The 17,169-nt window shown below is 65.7% G+C and carries 12 protein-coding genes; 7 read left to right on the top strand and 5 right to left on the bottom strand.

Translation table 11 applies throughout. The features are described from left to right. The first annotated feature begins 125 nt into the window (after positions 1 to 125). A complete protein-coding gene (locus H7A12_07240) occupies positions 126 to 689 on the top strand; it encodes a hypothetical protein (protein MCP5320604.1) in 564 nt (187 codons plus the stop codon). A 29-nt stretch (positions 690 to 718) separates the two neighbouring features. Here H7A12_07240 and H7A12_07235 read toward each other — a convergent pair whose 3' ends face one another. From H7A12_07235 to H7A12_07225, 3 genes are read right to left on the bottom strand one after another with little or no spacing between them, the layout of a single operon-like run. Beyond that, positions 719 to 1,552 carry a glutaminyl-peptide cyclotransferase gene (locus H7A12_07235; GenBank protein ID MCP5320603.1) on the bottom strand — a complete coding sequence of 278 codons (834 nt, stop codon included), beginning with the start codon at positions 1,550 to 1,552 and terminating at the stop codon, positions 719 to 721. Further along, positions 1,549 to 3,576 carry a bifunctional tRNA (5-methylaminomethyl-2-thiouridine)(34)-methyltransferase MnmD/FAD-dependent 5-carboxymethylaminomethyl-2-thiouridine(34) oxidoreductase MnmC gene (mnmC, locus tag H7A12_07230; protein MCP5320602.1) on the bottom strand — a complete coding sequence of 676 codons (2,028 nt, stop codon included), beginning with the start codon at positions 3,574 to 3,576 and terminating at the stop codon, positions 1,549 to 1,551. Before mnmC ends, H7A12_07235 begins: the two co-directional genes overlap by 4 nt. Before the next feature lie 27 nt (positions 3,577 to 3,603). Next, on the bottom strand, positions 3,604 to 4,416 hold the full coding sequence (locus H7A12_07225) for an SDR family oxidoreductase (GenBank protein ID MCP5320601.1): 813 nt from the start codon (positions 4,414 to 4,416) through the stop codon (positions 3,604 to 3,606). Positions 4,417 to 4,543: 127 nt separating this feature from the next. Between H7A12_07225 and cls the strand changes: the two genes are divergently transcribed. Continuing rightward, positions 4,544 to 5,995, top strand: a complete 1,452-nt coding sequence (cls, locus tag H7A12_07220) for a cardiolipin synthase (protein MCP5320600.1) — start codon at positions 4,544 to 4,546, stop codon at positions 5,993 to 5,995. 69 nt (positions 5,996 to 6,064) lie between these two features. Beyond that, on the top strand, positions 6,065 to 6,532 hold the full coding sequence (locus H7A12_07215; protein ID MCP5320599.1) for a hypothetical protein: 468 nt from the start codon (positions 6,065 to 6,067) through the stop codon (positions 6,530 to 6,532). Between the two features lie 1,554 nt (positions 6,533 to 8,086). Here the strand turns inward: H7A12_07215 and H7A12_07210 are convergent. After that, on the bottom strand, positions 8,087 to 8,560 hold the full coding sequence (locus tag H7A12_07210) for a MaoC family dehydratase N-terminal domain-containing protein (protein ID MCP5320598.1): 474 nt from the start codon (positions 8,558 to 8,560) through the stop codon (positions 8,087 to 8,089). Positions 8,561 to 8,698: 138 nt separating this feature from the next. Between H7A12_07210 and H7A12_07205 the strand changes: the two genes are divergently transcribed. The 4 genes from H7A12_07205 (at position 8,699) to H7A12_07190 (ending at position 16,090) form a co-directional block, all read left to right on the top strand. Continuing rightward, positions 8,699 to 10,357 carry an AMP-binding protein gene (locus H7A12_07205; GenBank protein ID MCP5320597.1) on the top strand — a complete coding sequence of 553 codons (1,659 nt, stop codon included), beginning with the start codon at positions 8,699 to 8,701 and terminating at the stop codon, positions 10,355 to 10,357. Positions 10,358 to 10,429: 72 nt separating this feature from the next. Further along, a complete protein-coding gene (gene hrpA / locus H7A12_07200) occupies positions 10,430 to 14,311 on the top strand; it encodes an ATP-dependent RNA helicase HrpA (GenBank protein MCP5320596.1) in 3,882 nt (1,293 codons plus the stop codon). A gap of 95 nt (positions 14,312 to 14,406) precedes the next feature. Next, entirely contained in the window at positions 14,407 to 15,285 is an 879-nt protein-coding gene (locus tag H7A12_07195; protein MCP5320595.1) for an alpha/beta fold hydrolase, read from the top strand. 70 nt (positions 15,286 to 15,355) lie between these two features. Further along, positions 15,356 to 16,090, top strand: a complete 735-nt coding sequence (locus tag H7A12_07190) for a VacJ family lipoprotein (GenBank protein MCP5320594.1) — start codon at positions 15,356 to 15,358, stop codon at positions 16,088 to 16,090. A 6-nt stretch (positions 16,091 to 16,096) separates the two neighbouring features. Here the strand turns inward: H7A12_07190 and dusA are convergent, their stop codons facing one another. Continuing rightward, the gene (gene dusA, locus H7A12_07185) at positions 16,097 to 17,122 is read right to left on the bottom strand and encodes a tRNA dihydrouridine(20/20a) synthase DusA (protein ID MCP5320593.1); all 1,026 of its coding nucleotides are present in this window, start codon (positions 17,120 to 17,122) and stop codon (positions 16,097 to 16,099) included. Positions 17,123 to 17,169 lie beyond the last annotated feature (47 nt).

The raw sequence follows: 17,169 nt of genomic DNA, 5'->3' as shown, positions 1-17,169 counted from the left end.
TTGAAAAAAAGTCGGGGCGACCCAGGTATCGCTGGCTTGTGGGCGCCGTGTTGCTTTTGCTCCCGATTGCCGGTACGAGTCTGGCAACCGAGTCCGTACCTGGCCCGATTCTGCGCCCGGCGGCCGTGATCCTGCATATCCATGACGAAATCAGCGACCAGCGTTTCGTGGAGCGACTGGTGGCGCTGCTGCAACGCAACCTCGCGCCGCCGATCACGGCGAGTCCGGTACGGATGGACCTGGAACGCTTTCGACCACGCTTCGGCATCATGGACGCCAACCCGCTGCTCGGCGCGCTGATCGGCGGTATCGACTGGCAGCGCGACAGGAACGCCGTGCACGTCGTGGTGATCTCCGAGGACATGCGACTCGAACCCGCCCGTTTCAACTTTGCCGCCAGTGCGGGAGACGCGGGTACGCCGTTTCATCTCTCGATCGTTTCGCTGGCGAGGCTGCAGCAGCTCGCCGGGGATGGTCGCGTGGATCGTGACCCCAACCGTACGGCCATACGCGTATTCAAGCTGATCGCCAAGAACACTGCGCGGCTCATGGGATACGCGTCGAGCGATCGCTGTCTGTTCGCCTTTCCCCGCAGCGTCGCAGAACTCGATGCCACCGCGGAGAGCTTCTGCGAGCCGGATCTCTCGACGCTCGTCGCGGCAGGTATCGCCCGGATGCCGCCGCAGTGAGGCGCGACATCACATTCCGGCGGCAGGGCCTATGTGCATGAACCGCCGGGTGCGGTCTGCGTTGGCAGCGGCGGAGGCTCGATACGCAACGCGAACAGCCACGGCCACAGCTTGCCGGTGACCCACAGCAGCCCGGTGTCTGCGTCCCACGCGATGCCGTTCAGTACATCGGTGCTGCGGCGTTCGCTGGCATCGAGCAGCTCGCCGAGTTCGAGTCGCCAGCGTGCGCAGCCGTTGCGCGGATCGATGGCGACCACGCTGTCGGTCAGCCACACGTTGGCGAGCAGCCAGCCGTTCACCCACTCGAGTTCGTTGAGGCGTTCCAGCGGTTGTTTGCCCACACGCACGGTCAGGCGGCGCCACTCGGAGAACTCGGCGGGGCTGCGCCAGCGCAGCGTCGCGCTGCCATCGCTCTGGATCAGGTGGGTGCCGTCGCTGGCGAGTCCCCAGCCTTCGCCCCGGTAGTCGAAGCGTTGCTCCGGTTCGAGTTCCGGCAATGAAAAGCGCTGCATGACGCCTTCGCGCCAGGTCAGCAGATGGAGCTTGCCGTCGTGCACGGCGATGCCCTCGGCGAACCAGCGCACCGGGAGTCTGTGCGTGCGCAATGGGCGCGGATCCGCGAGCGTGCGCAGCAGCAGGCGCGATTCGCCGTAATTGCCGCCGCTCTCGATGAGCTTGCCGCGATCGATCAGCAGTCCCTGCGTGAACAGCGTGCGATCGTGGGACATACGTTTCACGATGGCATAAGGGTTTGTCGGCAGGGTTGGCAGGAGCCTTTCGGGAGTCGGGCGTGCGCAGCCGGCTTGCGGCAGCACGACGCCAAGCACGACGACACCTAGTGCAGCGAGCAGGGGGCGTTTCATGCGCCACGCCCCTTGATGATGTCGCGGATCAGGAAGCGTGCTGGTGAAATCGTGCGTTGCAGGCGCTGCGGCAGCGGAGAGGGCTCGCCGCAGATCGAGGCGCTGATCGCATCGGCGCACAGCGGCGCGCTGGTCAGTCCGCGCGAGCCATGGCCGGTGCTGACGTACAGACCCGGCAGATAACTGCCGGTGTGGTCGATCGGACGGCGTGCGTTGTGGCGCAGTGCGGCGAACTCGCGACGGAACGCCGCCGCATCCGCCACTGCTCCCGCGATCGGCAGTCGGTCCGGCGTGCTGCTGCGATACCCGACACCCGCCTGCAGTGCTTCCTGCGGGATTTTCGCGAGGTCGATGTGCGCCAGGATCTCGTGTGCGCGTTCGAGGTTGTCGGCGTTTTCTGCCTGGGTTGGCTGGTAGTCGCCCGCACCGCGCACATAGCTGGCGCCGCAGCACAGCCATTCACCGCGCGCTGGTGCCACGTAGCCACTGGCACAGACCACACAGCGTGGCGTGGCACCGACCAGCGCACGCGGGATCAGCGTGATCTGGCCACGCAGCGCCACGATCGGCAGGGGGTTCGCTCCAAGCAGCGCATTGGCTGCGCTTGCGGTGGCGACGATCACGACAGGAGCATCGACCGTTTCGCCGTGATCGAGTGCGACGCTCCAGTGCCCCTGCGCATTGCCGAGGTGCATCGCCCGGCAGCCGAAGCGTGTTTCGATCAGCGGGTGGTCGAGCAGCCGTGCGCGCGCTGCCTGCGGCACCAGCCAGCCGCTGCCGGGGAGGTGGATCGCCTGCTGCTTCAGCACGATGCCGGCGATCGCAGAGGCTTCGCGGGCGTCGACGAAATGCGCCAGCTCGGGAAGAGCGGCGTAGCGTTCGCGCAGAGACACGAATTCGCTGTCCTCGTCGCTGCGCAGTTGCAGCAGACCGCAGCGTGCGTACTCGTTGCCCTCGGCGCCGAACAGGGCGGCGTAGAAACGCAAGGCATGCAGGTAACTGTGCAGCGTGAATGCGCCGTGCGGCGTGTCGCTGACCGGCAACTGGGTGAACAGGATGCCCTGCGGGCTGGCTGGTGCGCTGGCGAGTGGCGCCTCGGCAGTCTCGATCACCGTCACCCGCACGCCACGGCGCGCCAGCGCGTTCGCGCAGCAGGCACCGGCAATGCCTGAACCGATCACGATCGCCTTGCGAGGGCGCGGTGCGGGGGTTGCGCACAATTGCCACGGAGTTTCCTCGAGCGCTTCGAGCAGCGTGCACGCGGCGCCTTCGAAGCACCCCGCGAGCATCTCGCGCTTGCGGCCGAATCCGCTCACGCGTTCGATCGCAAAGCCTGCAGCCGTGAGCGCCGTACGCACGGCACTGGCTGCGGTGAAGGTCGCCAGCGTGGTCCCGGGGCGACTCAGCGCAGCAACACGGCGCAGGACTGCCGGCGTCCACATCGCTGGATTGCGTGCGGGTGCAAAGCCATCGAGAAACCAGGCATCGGCCGGTACCGCCAGTTCGGGATGCTGGCTTGCACCGTAGTCGTCGAGCGCCGGTGTGACGTCGCCGATATGGAGCTGCAGGCGCACGCGCCCGCCGGCGAGATCCAGCGTGTGCAGCCCCTCGAGCAGCGGCGGCCACGCCGTGACGAGTTCTTCGCTGAATCGTGCCAGCTCCGGCCAGCGCGCGTTTGCGCGGCGGATCGCCTCGCGTGACAGCGGATACGCATCCAGACTACGGAAAACCAGCCGCGCTGCCGCGGGTGCGATGCGCTCCCACAACTGCCAGGCGAGCAGGAAATTCAGCCCGGTACCGAAGCCGGTCTCGTTGATCACGAACACGCTGCCCGCATGGTCGGGCAACGAACGCCAGCGACTCTCCAGCGCGTTGTGCGCGAGAAACACGTGGCGCGCCTCGGCGCAGCCGTCGTCACGGCTGTAGTAGACGTCGCCGAATTCGCGCGACCAGGGGGTGCCGTCGGGCAGCCAGTCGGGTTCTGCGGGTCCGGTCGATGCGGTCGATCCGGCCTCGTCATTCACCTTGGATCAGCTCCGGGTCCGATCGGATCAGACGAATTCCGGCCCGAATATCTGCGAGACCATATCCGAGAGCGCCGGATTGCGTCGCAGTTCGTTGCCGCCATCCACCGCAAAGCTCTGTCCGGTCATCCAGGCGGATTCGGACCCTGCCAGGAAGCGGATGGCAGGTGCGATGTCTTCCGGTTCGCCCAGTCTGCCGAGCGGCACCTGCTCGAGGATGCCCTGGACCACGGCCGGGATGTCGAACATGCCGTTGGTACCGGCGCTGCGGGTCATCCCCGGACGCACGGCGTTGACGCGGATTCCGCGCGACCCCAGTTCATCGGCGGCAACGCGCACGAATCCTTCGAGCCCGGCCTTGGACGTGTTGTAGGAAGACAGGTACGCATAGCTCAGCTTTGCGGCGTTGGAAGAGATGCACACGATGCTGCCGCCCGGCTTCATCAGCCGAACGGCGTGCTTTGTTGCCAGGATCGCGCTGACGACGTTGAGTCTGTAATCGGTGATCAGGTCTTCTTCCTCGATCAGCAGGATCGGCTTGAAGCCGCTGCCACCGACTGCGCTGACCACGATATCCAGCCGGTCACCGAGATCATGCGTCTTGCGCAGGGCCGCGATCACATCGGATTCCTTGCAGGCATCGCCCGGGTACAGCTCCACGCGGCCTTCGTGTTCGGCGAGGATTTCCTCGCGCGCTGCTTCGAGTGCCTCCTGGCGGCGTCCCATCAGTACGACGGATGCGCCGTCGCGCACCAGCAACTTCGTTGCGGCAATGGAAATGGCTGCTGCACCAGCCGTGACCAGTGCGGTCCTGCCTTCGAGCGAGCGTGTTGCAAACATGGTCAGAGTCCTTTTCGCAGGGATGCGGGTTGGCTGGAGGGTGAATGTGGCCTGGACTGGCGCGATTATGGCAGTTCATCTCGACCATATTCTATGATCCCGCGATCGCGCCCCGCTGGAGAGCTGCATGCATCCGTTGCTGATCGACTTCGAGCTGGCAATCAAGCTCGCATTCGCAGCGGGAGGATTCGTGATCTCGGTAGGCGCGGCAACGCATGCACTGCTCACCAAGCGCGACTCACGCAGTGCCGCGGTCTGGATTGCGGTGTGCATGTTCTTTCCGGTGCTTGGTGCAATCGTGTACGCGCTGTTCGGCAACAATCGCATCCGCACCCGTGCGCGGCGACTGCATGCGCTGCCGGAGGAGGAAGAGCCTGCGCAGCCGCTGGTCCTGGAGCACGTCGCCGCAGAGCATCTGATCGCACCCGAATACCGCAACCTGGCGCTGCTGGGGCGCGCGGCCAGTGGCAACGAGCTGCTCACCGGCAACAGTGTCGAAGCCCTGCTGTGTGGCGAAAACGCGTATCCCGCGATGTTGCACGCCATTGGCGAGGCGCAGCACTACGTGTGGCTTGCAAGCTATATCTTCGAGGCGCGTGGCGTCGGGTGGGAGTTCGTTGCAGCGCTCACGGCGGCGCGTGCACGTGGAGTCGATGTTCGCGTGCTGCTCGATGGTTTCGGTCAGTTCTATACGATGCCGCTGGTGGCGCCGGCACTGCGCCGCGGCGGGGTGCAGGTGGCGCGCTTCCTGCAGCCACGGCTGCTGCCGCCGAACCTGTCGCTGAACCTGCGCAATCACCGCAAGATCCTCGTCGTCGACGGTGAACTCGCGTTCACCGGAGGCATGAACATCCGCAGCAAGCACATGGCGGCGGATGGCCGGGAAGCGCAGGTCACCGACATGCATTTCCGCCTGCGTGGGCCGGTGGTGCACCAGATCGAGGAGGTGTTCGCCGCCGACTGGCTGTTCAGTTCGCGCCATCCACTGCCGCGCACGACGTCGCCATTGCAGCCGACACCACTGCCGGAGGAAGCCGAGTGTCGCGTGATCGTCGATGGTCCGAACGAAGACATCGACAAGCTGCTGTGGGTGCTGGTAGGCGCCATCAACGCGGCGCGCCGGAGCATCAAGATCATGACGCCGTATTTCCTGCCGCCGCGTGAACTGGCCGTGGCGCTGCAGACGGCGGCCTTGCGCGGCGTGGATGTGACGATCGTGCTGCCGGCGCACAACAACTTCGTGTTCATGACCTGGGCGGCGACACACACGCTGGGCGAGCTGCTGAAGACCGGGGTGCAACTGCGATTCTTCGAAGGGCCGTTCCAGCACACGAAACTGCTGCTGGTCGACGACTATTACGCACAGATCGGTTCTTCGAACCTGGATCCGCGCAGCCTGCGACTGAATTTCGAACTGGCGGTGGAGATCTACGACCATGGCTTTGGTCGCCAACTGGCGGAGCATTTCGCCGCTACCCTGAGCCGTTCGCGTGTCTATGGATACCGGGAGTGGCGCCGGCGCGGAGCCCTGCAACGGCTGCGCGATGCGGCGGTCTGGCTGTTCACGCCGTATCTGTAGCCTCACTGCAGCGGATCGGCTACCTTAGGCGCCCGCAGAACACCCCATCCCGGAGGCGCCAGACCGGTCATGAGCGATAGCCAGAACGTCAGCATGGAACCCCAGCGCTTTTTCACCGGGGCGCTCAACGTGCTTCATGCCGGCTTCATCGCACCGTCACGTGTGCAGGCGAAGCGCAACTTTGCACGTATCCACGGTGGCGCGGTGCTCGATCTGGCCGAGGCGCGTCTCGAGGACGGTTCCGACCTGCTGTTTCGAGTCGCACTCGATCATGGCGAGTTCCGTGGCAAGCTGGGGTTCACGGTATTTCGCAAGGCGCTCGCGCAACTGCTGGGCAAGCTGTCGCAATGCATCCGCTTCAAGGAGCCGCTGAACATCTACTCGAGCGAGGAGACCGGTGCGCTGCTGCTCAATCTGCCGGCAATCCTGGGTGACGATGGGCAGACCAACGTGATGATGCTCGGCGTAGACAAGCCGGAGACGGGTGCCGTGACCCTGCGATTGCAGTTCCTCGATCCCGACCAGTTCCGCACGTAGGTTCGGGTTTCAACCCGACGGGTGCTGTCGGCATGAATGCCGACCTACGGGCGCGGTGTTTGCCGGCGTGGTTCGGGTTTCAACCCGACGGGTGCTGTCGTCGGCATGAATGCCGACCTACGGGCGCGGTGTTCGCCGGTGTGGGTCGGGTTTCAACCCGACGGGTGCTGTCGGCATGCATGCCGACCTACGGGTGCGGTGTCCGCCGGTGTGGGTCGGGTTTCAACCCGACGGAGGCTATCGTCGGCATGAATGCCGACCTACCGGCGCGGGGTTCGCTGGTGTGGGTCGGGTTTCAACCCGACGGGTGCTGTCGACATGAATGCCGACCTACGGGTGCGGTGTCCGCCGGTGTGGGTCGGGTTTCAACCCGACGGGTGCTGTCGGCATGCATGCCGACCTACGGGTGCGGTGCCCGCCGGCGTGGGTCGGGTTTCAACTTGACGGGTGCTGTCGGCATGAATGCCGACCTACGGGTGCGGTGTTCGCTGGCGTGGGTCGGGTTTCAACCCGCCGGGTGCTGTCGGCATGCATGCCGACCTACGGGTGCGGTGCCCGCCGGCGTAGGTCGGGTTTCAACCCGACAGGTGCTGTCGGCATGAATGCCGACCTACGGGTGCGGTGTCCGCCGGTGTGGGTCGGGTTTCAACCCGACGGGAGGCTATCGTCGGCATGAATGCCGACCTACGGGTGCGGTGTCCGCCGGTGTGGGTCGGGTTTCAACCCGACGGAGGCTATCGTCGGCATGAATGCCGACCTACGGGCGCGGTGTTCGCTGGTGTGGGTCGGGTTTCAACCCGACGGGTGCTGTCGACATGCATGCCGACCTACGGGCGCGGTGTTTGCCGGCGTGGGTCGGGTTTCAACCCGACGGTGCTGTCGGCACGCATGCCGACCTACGGGCGCGGTGTTCGCCGGCGTGGGTCGGGTTTCAACCCGACGGAGGCTGTCGGCATGAATGCCGACCTACGGGTGCGGTGCCCGCCGGTGTGGGTCGGGTTTCAACCCGACGGGTGCTGTCGTCGGCATGAATGCCGACCTACGGGTGCGGTGCCCGCCGGCGTGGGTCGGGTTTCAACCCGACGGAGGCTGTCGTCGGCATGCATGCCGACCTACGGGTGCGGTGCCCGCCGGCGTGGGTCGGGTTTCAACCCGACGGAGGCTGTCGTCGGCATGAATGCCGACCTACGGGTGCGGTGTTCGCCGGTGTGGGTCGGGTTTCAACCCGACGGGTGCTGCCGGCATGAATGCCGACCTACGGGCGCGGTGTTCGCCGGTGTGGGTCGGGTTTCAACTCGACGGGTGCTGTCGGCACGCATGCCGACCTACGGGTGCGGTGTTCGCCGGCGTGGGTCGGGTTTCAACCCGACGGAGGCTGTCGGCATGAATGCCGACCTGCGGGTGCGGTGTTCGCCGGTGTGGGTCGGGTTTCAACCCGACGGAGGCTGTCGGCATGCATGCCGACCTACGGGTGCGGGGTTCGCCGGCGTGGGTCGGGTTTCAACTTGACGGGTGCTGTCGGCATGAATGCCGACCTACGGGTGCGGTGTCCGCCTACGTTACCGTGATGCGGGGGATCGGGGGGCGTGGAATGCAGAGTTTCTGCGTGGGTGCCATCACGGTCGCCATGCCGCTCAGCACCGGCTTGCCGCTCTGGTTCAGCACGGCAGTGAGGATTTTCACGAACTTCCTTTCGGGCAGCAGTTCCGCGACCGTGAGCTCCACGGTCAGCGTGTCGCCGATGCGTACCGGCCGTTCGAAACGCAGCTCCTGTCCGATATAGACGGTGCCGGGTCCTGGCAGCTCCATCGCCAGTGCAGCCGACACCAGCCCGCCCGTGTACATGCCGTGAGCGATCCGTCCCTTGAACTGGGTACCAGCCGCGAACTCCTCGTCGAGATGTACCGGGTTCACGTCACCCGAGACCGCGGCGAACAGCAGCACGTCCTGTTCCGTCACGGTGCGCGTCATGGTGGCGCGCTGGCCGATCGACAGTTCCTCGTAAGTGAAATTCTGCAGTGTCGACATGGGGGGCTCCGATCCTGATCCTGGATTGGCGATTATCACTGCGTGTGCACGTCGATTGCCAGTCAGGAAGCTTGTTCGCTACAGTCATCGCGTGCAGTGGGCACGCTACAGCGGAGGCGCGACAGCAGCATGCGGACGATGGAGTTGATCGAGCGGGCGCGAGACGCCGCAGGCATGCCGCAATCAATGGGCGCCCCCGAACATGCCAGCGTCAATGCCCTGTTCGCCGCAGCGGTTGCGCGCTTTGCCGACAGGCCTGCGCTCAGTTGCTTTGGCCACACGTTGAGCTTCCGTGCGCTGGACCGGTTGTCGGCTGCATTCGCGTCCTGGTTGCAACATCATACTGACCTGAAGCCTGGTGATCGCATCGCGATCCAGATGCCGAACCTGCTGCAGCACCCGGTCGCGACCCTCGGTGCACTGCGTGCCGGGTTGGTCGTGGTGAACACGAATCCTCTCTACACGACGCGTGAATTGGCACACCAGTTCCGTGACTCGGGTGCACGCGCCCTCGTCGTGATGGCGAATATGGCAGCGCAGGCAGCGAAGGTGCTGCCGGAGACCGGAATCCGCCATGTGGTGATCACCGAGGTGGGCGATCTGCATCCGTTGCCGCGCCGCGTGCTGCTGAACGCGGGTGCCCGCTACCTGAAGAAGATGGTACCGCCTTACCGGATTCCAGGCGCGGTGACGCTGCGCCGGGCGTTGGTACTTGGTGCACGCCAGGTGCACCGCGAGCAGCAACCGGCCCGTGATGATGTGGCGATGCTGCAGTACACCGGCGGTACCACTGGAGTGGCCAAGGGCGCGATGCTTTCCCACGCCAACATCGTCGACAACGTGCAGCAGGCCGGCGTGCTGTTTTCGACCAGCGGTTTCCGTGATGGAGAGGAGACACTGCTGCTGCCGCTGCCGCTCTATCACATCTACGCGTTCAACGGCTGCCTCGGCATGATCGTGCGAGGGGCGTGTACCTGTCTGATCGCAAACCCGCGTGACCTGGAAGGGTTGATCAGCGAGTTTCGCAAGCTGCGCCCCACAGCCTTTGCCGGCCTGAATACCCTGTTCGTGGCGCTGTGCAACAACCAGCGGTTCCGCGCGCTGGACTTTTCTGCTCTCAAGCTCACGACCTCGGGTGGCATGGCACTCACGCTCGATGCGGCGCAGCGCTGGAAGGACGTCACGGGACTCGACATCATCGAGGGTTATGGTCTGACCGAAACCTCGCCGGTGATTTCGCTGAATCTGGTACACGCGAACCGTACCGGAACGATCGGGATTGCGGTGCCGTCGACGGAGGTGCGCATCGTCGACGAGGCTGGCAACGAAGTCGAGGCCGGCCAGCCGGGGGAGCTGCTGGTGCGTGGTCCGCAGGTGATGCACGGCTACTGGAATCGTCCCGACGAGACGGCAAAGGTTCTCGGCGACGACGGCTGGTTGCACACCGGCGATGTGGCGACCGTGACGGCGGAGGGCTACCTGAAAATCGTCGATCGCAAGAAGGACATGATCGTCGTGTCCGGATTCAACGTGTACCCGAACGAGATCGAGGACGTCGTATCGGCGCATCCCGGCGTACTGGAATGCGCTGCAGTGGGTGTTCCCGATCCGCGGACCGGCGAGGCCGTGCGCGTGTTCGTGGTGCGTCGCGATCCGTCGCTCGATGCTCAGCAGCTGCGCGAGTTCTGCCGCGAAAGGCTGACCGGTTACAAGCTGCCGCGCGAGTTCGTCTTCCGCAACGAACTGCCGAAGTCCAACGTCGGCAAGATCCTGCGCCGTGAACTGCGCGATGCGTGATCGATGACGGCGACTGAACGGGTAACGGGGCGAGAGCCGCGCGCAGCAGTGCTGCCGCCGGTGCTGCAGCAGATGCACGCCCGCCTGGCGCAGGTGCTGGGGGCGGATCGCGCGCGTCTGACACGCCAGTTCATGCAACTCGCCGATCTGGTTCGTCAGGGCAAGCCGCACGACCGTCTGCAGGGTGCTCTCGGTGCTGCGATGGACGAGTCGATCGCACGCGTGGAGCGGCGACGCCTGCTGTTGCCGACTGCGATCGACTATCCGCCGGAACTGCCGGTCAGCGCGGCGCGTGAGCGCATTCTGCAAGCGCTGGCGCAACATCAGGTCGTCATCCTTGCCGGTGATACCGGCTCGGGCAAGACCACCCAGTTGCCGAAGCTGTGTCTCGAACTCGGGCGCGGCGTGCACGGCATGATTGGACATACGCAGCCGCGACGAATTGCCGCCCAGGCGGTGGCTGCGCGCATCGCCGAGGAGCTAGGCGCGGCAGGCACGACGCTGGTCGCCTCGCAGGTGCGCTTCGCCGACCGTTCCACGCCGGACACGCTGATCAAGCTGATGACCGACGGTATCCTGCTTGCGGAAATCTCCGCCGACCGTCGGCTCGAACGCTACGACACGCTCATCATCGACGAGGCGCACGAGCGCAGCCTGAACATCGATTTCCTGCTTGGCTACCTGCAGCGGCTGCTGCCCCAGCGCCCGGACCTGAAGCTGGTGATCACCTCGGCGACCATCGACGTTGCACGGTTTGCGCAACACTTTGCCGGGGCGCCGGTGATCGAGGTGGCCGGTCGCACCTATCCGGTCGAGCTGTGGTATCGCCCACTGCCCGAAGACGACGCGGACCTGCCGGCTGCGATAGTCGCGGCGGTCGCCGAACTGATCGCGCACGAGCGTGGCAGCGCACACGCCGGGCGTGGGGACATCCTGGTCTTTCATGCCGGTGAGCGCGATATCCGCGAGACCGCGCTTGCGCTGCGCAAGTCGGGCCTGCCGCACATCGAGGTGCTGCCGCTGTATTCGCGGCTGTCGCAGGCGGAGCAGGCGCGTGTGCTGCGACCGGGGGCGCGTGGCGGACGGCGCATCGTGCTGGCCACCAACGTCGCCGAGACCTCGCTGACCGTGCCGGGCATTCGTTACGTGATCGACCCGGGGCTCGCTCGCATCAGCCGTTACAGCGTGCGTTCGAAGGTGCAGCGCCTGCCGATCGAGCCGGTGTCGCGAGCCAGCGCCGACCAGCGCAAGGGCCGTTGTGGACGCCTCAGCGATGGCATCTGCGTGCGGCTTTATTCCGAGCGGGATTTTCTCGCTCGCCCCGAGTTCACCGATCCCGAGATCCTGCGTACCGGGCTCGCGTCGGTGGTCCTGCAGATGCAGGCACTGGGGCTGGGAGAGATTGCGCGGTTCCCGTTCCTGGACCCGCCCGAACAACGACAGATCAACGACGGACTGCGTCTGCTGGAAGAATTGGGAGCACTCGATCGCAGGGGTGGTCTGAGCAGGATCGGGCGCCAGTTGGCTCGCCTGCCGGTCGATCCGCGCGTCGCACGCATGCTGCTGGCTGCGGCCGAACTCGGCGTGTTGGCCGAGATGCTCGTGGTCAGTGCATTCCTGAGCATCCAGGATCCGCGTGAGCGTCCGGTAGAGCGCCAGCAGGCAGCGGATGAAAGCCATCGCCGTTTCGCGTGTCCGACTTCGGATTTCGTCAGCGTGCTGCGGTTGTGGGAGTACGTCGAGGAGCGACGCCAGGCGCTGAACGCCAGCCAGTGGCGGCGGCTGTGCCAGCGCGAGTTCCTGTCGTTCCTGCGCCTGCGCGAGTGGCGCGACATCCACCACCAGCTGCGACTGACATGCCGCGAGCTCGGGCTGACGGAAAACCATGCACCGGTCGCGGAGGAGGCGCTGCACCGCGCGGTGCTCGCGGGCATGCTCACGCACATCGGTACCCGCACCGAGGAGCGTGACTACGAAGGCGTGCGTGGAAGGCGGTTTGCGATCCATCCCGGATCGGCGGTGTTTCGCAAGGCGCCCAGGTGGATCGTCGCCGCCGAGCTGGTCGAGACCACGCGTGTCTATGCGCGCGGCGTGGCCGCGGTAGAGCCGGAGTGGGCGCTGCCGTGGGCCGAGCATCTGGTGAAGCGCGAACACCACTCGCCGCACTGGTCGGTGCGCGCAGGCAAGGTGCTCGCCAACGAGCGCGTGCGCCTGTTCGGACTGGTGCTCAGCGATCGAGGCAACGTCGATTACGGGCGCATCGACCTCGCCGAGGCGCGCCGCATCTTCATCCGCTGCGCGCTGGTCGAGGGCGATTACCGCAGCCGCCAGAAGTTCTGGCTGCACAACCGCGCGCTGCTGGACGAGGTCGAGGAACTGGAAGCCAAAGGTCGACGGCGCGATCTGCTGGTGGATGACGCGGTGATCCACGAGTTCTACGACGAGCGCCTGCCGGAAGCGGTGCACGATCACCCTTCGCTGGAGAAATGGTTGCGTGGCGCACTGGTGCGGGATCCGGATGTGCTGTGCATGCAGCGCGAGGTCCTGCTGCGCCGGCTCGATGCAACACCGAGTGTGGCCCAGTTCCCCGACAGCCTGCAGTGGCGCGAGTGGGGTGTACCGCTCGCATACCGCTACGAACCGGGTCATCCGGCGGACGGGGTAACTGCAGTGGTGCCGTTGGCCCTGCTCGATCAGTTTCCGCGCCATGTGCCCGAATGGCTGGTGCCCGGCCTGTTGCGCGACAAGCTGATCGCGCTGCTGAAGGGCCTGCCGAAGCACTGTCGCAAGGCGTTGGTACCGGTGCCGGACACGGTCGATGTGCTGCTGTCGCAACTGCAGCCATCCGATACTCCGCTCGTCGAGGCGCTCGCGGCGCTGCTCGCGCGTGAGCGTGGCGTCGTGGTGCCACGCGACGCGTGGCAGGAAGATGCATTGGATCCGTTTTACCGCATGAATCTGCGCGTGCAGGATGCCGACGGCGCGGTGATTGCCGAAGGGCGTGATATCGCGGGGATTCGCCTCGCGCTTGCACCGCGCGTGAAGACCGAGGTGCAGCGGGCCGCACCGGCAGCGTACGCGCGAGGCGGCATCACACGCTGGGATATCGGCCCGCTGCCCGAGGTGGTGCGGGTTGCGGGCAAGGCGCTCGACGTGCCCGGCTATCCGGCGCTGCGCGACGCGGGTGATACGGTCGCAGCCGAAACCTTCCCGGATGCCGTCGAGGCGCTGGCGACGCACCGCGCGGGGGTGCGCCGTCTGTTGCTGATCGAGTGTGGACAGGCTGCGGCGTGGTTGCGTCGCAACCTGCTGAAGGATCCACGCATCGGGCTGCAATGGGGTGCGGGATTCGACCGTGCGGTATTGGTCGAGGACCTGTTGCTTGCGGCGATCGAGAGCTGCCTGCCGCCGGACGATGCGGAGCTGCCACGCGACCCGCAAGCCTACCAGACGCTGCTTGTGCGCTGCGGCCAGGCGATCACGCCACGCGCAAGTGCACTGGAGAAGCTGCTCGGACGTATCGCCGCGCAGCGCCACGCGGTCCAGAGGCAACGTGCGGTGCTCGAGCTCCCGGCGTTCGCAGCCAGTCGACGCGACGTCGAGCAGCAACTCGCCGCGCTGTTCGCACCGGGTTTCCTGTACCGGACCCCGGCGCGTTGGCTCGATCGGTTTCCGGTGTATCTCGAGGCGCTGGCGCTGCGGCTGGAAAAGTTGCCGTTGCGGCTGGCGCGCGACCTCGAGGCGGTGCGCGAACTCGACGGGCTGACGCAGCGACTGTTGCGCCACCTGGAACAGGCTCGTGGCGGCGCGCTGGGCGCAGCCCGTGTCGCCGAGTACCGCTGGATGCTCGAGGAGTATCGCGTATCGCTGTTTGCGCAGCAGATCGGAACGATTGCGCCGGTTTCCGTGAAACGCCTCGACAGGCTCTGGGACGACTCGATCAGGGCAGGTTGAACCGCCGGCAGGGCAGGGGGGGATCGGCTACACTTGCCGGCCCGATGCCCGACCGAACCGTGCCGATGGCCGTTGCCCTCAGACAGGAATCCTCGATGGTCCCCGTGACCGGCAAGGTGCAGTTGCACCTGCGCCGGCTGTGGTGCGGGGACAAGGGTCGTGGCGAGCCGGTGCTGATGCTGCATGGCGCGGCCGAAGACGGCCACATCTTCTATTCCCATTCCGGTCTGGGGCTTGCGTGCTGGCTGGCGCGCAACGGCTGCGAGGTGTTCGTGCCTGACCTGCGTGGAAAGGGAAAGAGCTGGCCGGCGATCAACCAGCACAGCGACTTCGGCTTCCACGAGATCATCACCCAGGACATTCCGGCACTGGCAGCGACGGTGGGACGACTCACGGGCGGGCGTGAACAGACCTGGGTCACGCATTCGCTGGGGGGCGTACTTGCGGTGGCCGCACTTGCCCGCAGTGGAGCCGAATCACCCGGTGTGCGCCAGCTTGCGCATTTCGCTGCTCGCCGCCGGGTGCGTGCCGGTGGCCTGCGACGCCGTTTGCTGATCGATCTGCTGTGGAACCGGATCGGACGAATCGCCGTTGCGGCGGAAGGCTACCTGCCCGCACCGGCGTTGCGACTCGGTACCGCGAGGGAGTCCGGACGCTGCTTCCTCGATGGGCTGCACTGGGCGCGCGAGGCAGCGTGGCTCGATCCCGAGGATGGCTTCGACTACGGTGCGACGCTCGCCGCCGGTGTGTGGCCGCGCAGCCTGTATTTCGCCTCGGCAGCCGATCGCGCGTTCGGTCACCCGGAGGATGTACGGGATTTCATGCATGAAATCGGTCACCACGACGGGCGGATGCTGATCGTCGGCAGCGCTGCCGGCGGTGGTGCCGACTACTCGCATACCGGGATGTTGTTGCGCCCGGAGGCCGAGGCCGAGCTGTTTCCGCAGTTGCTGGAATGGATGCGTGAGGCGTGATCGGCCGGAGAGACCTTCCCCTGCGTGCTAGACTGCGCAGGCTGAACGGGAACGGAAACGGTACGATCCGATGACGACGACACGGCGGTATGCGAGCACTCTGTTGCTGGGTGCTGGGCTGTTGCTCGCGGCGCTGGCAGCGCCCGCGAGCGGGGCTACGGATGATCCATGGGAAGGGTTCAACCGACATGTTTTTGCGTTCAACGAGTTTCTGGACCGCGGGTTGCTGAAGCCGGTAGCCAAGGGCTACCGGGCGGTCACGCCGCATTTCGTCGATCGGGGAGTCAGCAACTTCTTCTCGAACCTGGGCGAAGTGCCGAGTTTTGCGAATCACCTGTTGCAGGGACATCTGTGTGATGCAGGTCTGGATGCCGGACGCTTCGCAGTCAACAGCACGCTTGGAATCGCCGGGCTGTTCGACGTCGCGAGCCAGATGGGCATCCAGCAGAAGACGACCGACTTCGGGGTCACGCTGGCCCGCTGGGGAGCGGGTTCGGGGCCGTATCTGGTATTGCCGTTCTTCGGCCCGAGCACGGTGCGCGACGGCATCGGCGTCGGCGGGGACTGGTTCCTCGAGCCGGTCACCTACCTCGAGGACGATACTGCGCGCTGGTCACTGCGTACCCTGGAGGCCGTGGATCAGCGCGCCAATCTCCTCGAGGCCGAGCAACTGATCGTCGGCGATCGTTATGTGTTCCTGCGCAACCTCTACCTCAAGCGCCGCCAGCTCCTGATCGAAGGGGGACCCCGGGAGCCGGATTTCGATGACGGCTTCGACGACGAGTTCGGAGACGAAGCACCCTGATCGACATCATGCTCCGGTCATTTGCCGCGAATCGCAATCGGGTGGAACGAGGGCTGCGGCATGGCGCAATACATCGATGCCGGCTCCCGACCGGTACGCGTTTTCAGCGATGTAGCGACGGAATCGTTTGCCGCCGGGGCGACCGTGGAACAGCCCCAGCACATGGCGGCTGATCTGGCACAGCCGGCGTCCGGCAGCGAGTTCACGTTCCACATACGGCAGGAACGCTTCGAGTGCCTGGTGACGCGTCGGTACGGGGTCGGTTTCGCCGAACAGCCGTGAGTCCACTTGCGCAAGCAACCAGGGGTCGTGATACGCACTGCGCCCCAGCATCACGCCGTCGACGTGGTGCAGGTGGTCCTCGCACGCGTCGAGTGAGTCGATGCCGCCGTTGATCACGATCCGCAACTGCGGAAACTCGCGTTTCAGGTCATATACGGTCGGGTAGTGCAGCGGCGGGATCTCACGGTTCTCCTTCGGGGACAAGCCCTGCAACCATGCCTTGCGTGCGTGCACGATCACGGTGCGCGCTCCTGCGCTGGCAACCGCAGCAACGAAATGCACGAGCTCCTCTGGCGAGTCGTGCTCGTCGATACCAATACGGCACTTCACGGTGACCGGTACGTCTGCTACAGCCTGCATCGCCGCCACACAGTCGGCGACCAGCGCTGGTTCGGCCATCAGGCAGGCCCCGAAGCGCCCGGACTGCACGCGGTCCGACGGGCAGCCCACGTTCAGGTTGATCTCGTCATAGCCGTAATCGACGCCGACGCGGGCGGCTGCGGCGAGTTCGCGCGGGTCGCTGCCACCGAGTTGCAGGGCGAGCGGATGCTCTGCGGCATCGAAGCCGAGCAGGCGATCGCGTTCGCCGTGCATGATCGCAGCGCTGGTCACCATCTCGGTGTAGAGTAATGCGCGCCGCGACAGCAGGCGTGCGAAATAGCGGAAATGGCGATCGGTCCATTCCATCATCGGCGCTACGCAGAAGCGATGTGATGGCGTAAGGTGGCTTCGTTGCTGTGTCGGTTTCATGGCGGCGCAATTATCCATGAAGAGGGTGCCGGCTTCGAGTCGCCCTG

This window comes from Pseudomonadales bacterium (genome assembly GCA_024234165.1).
Classification (GTDB): Bacteria; Pseudomonadota; Gammaproteobacteria; order Pseudomonadales; family UBA5518; genus UBA5518.
This window is presented reverse-complemented; position numbering and strand designations above follow the sequence as displayed.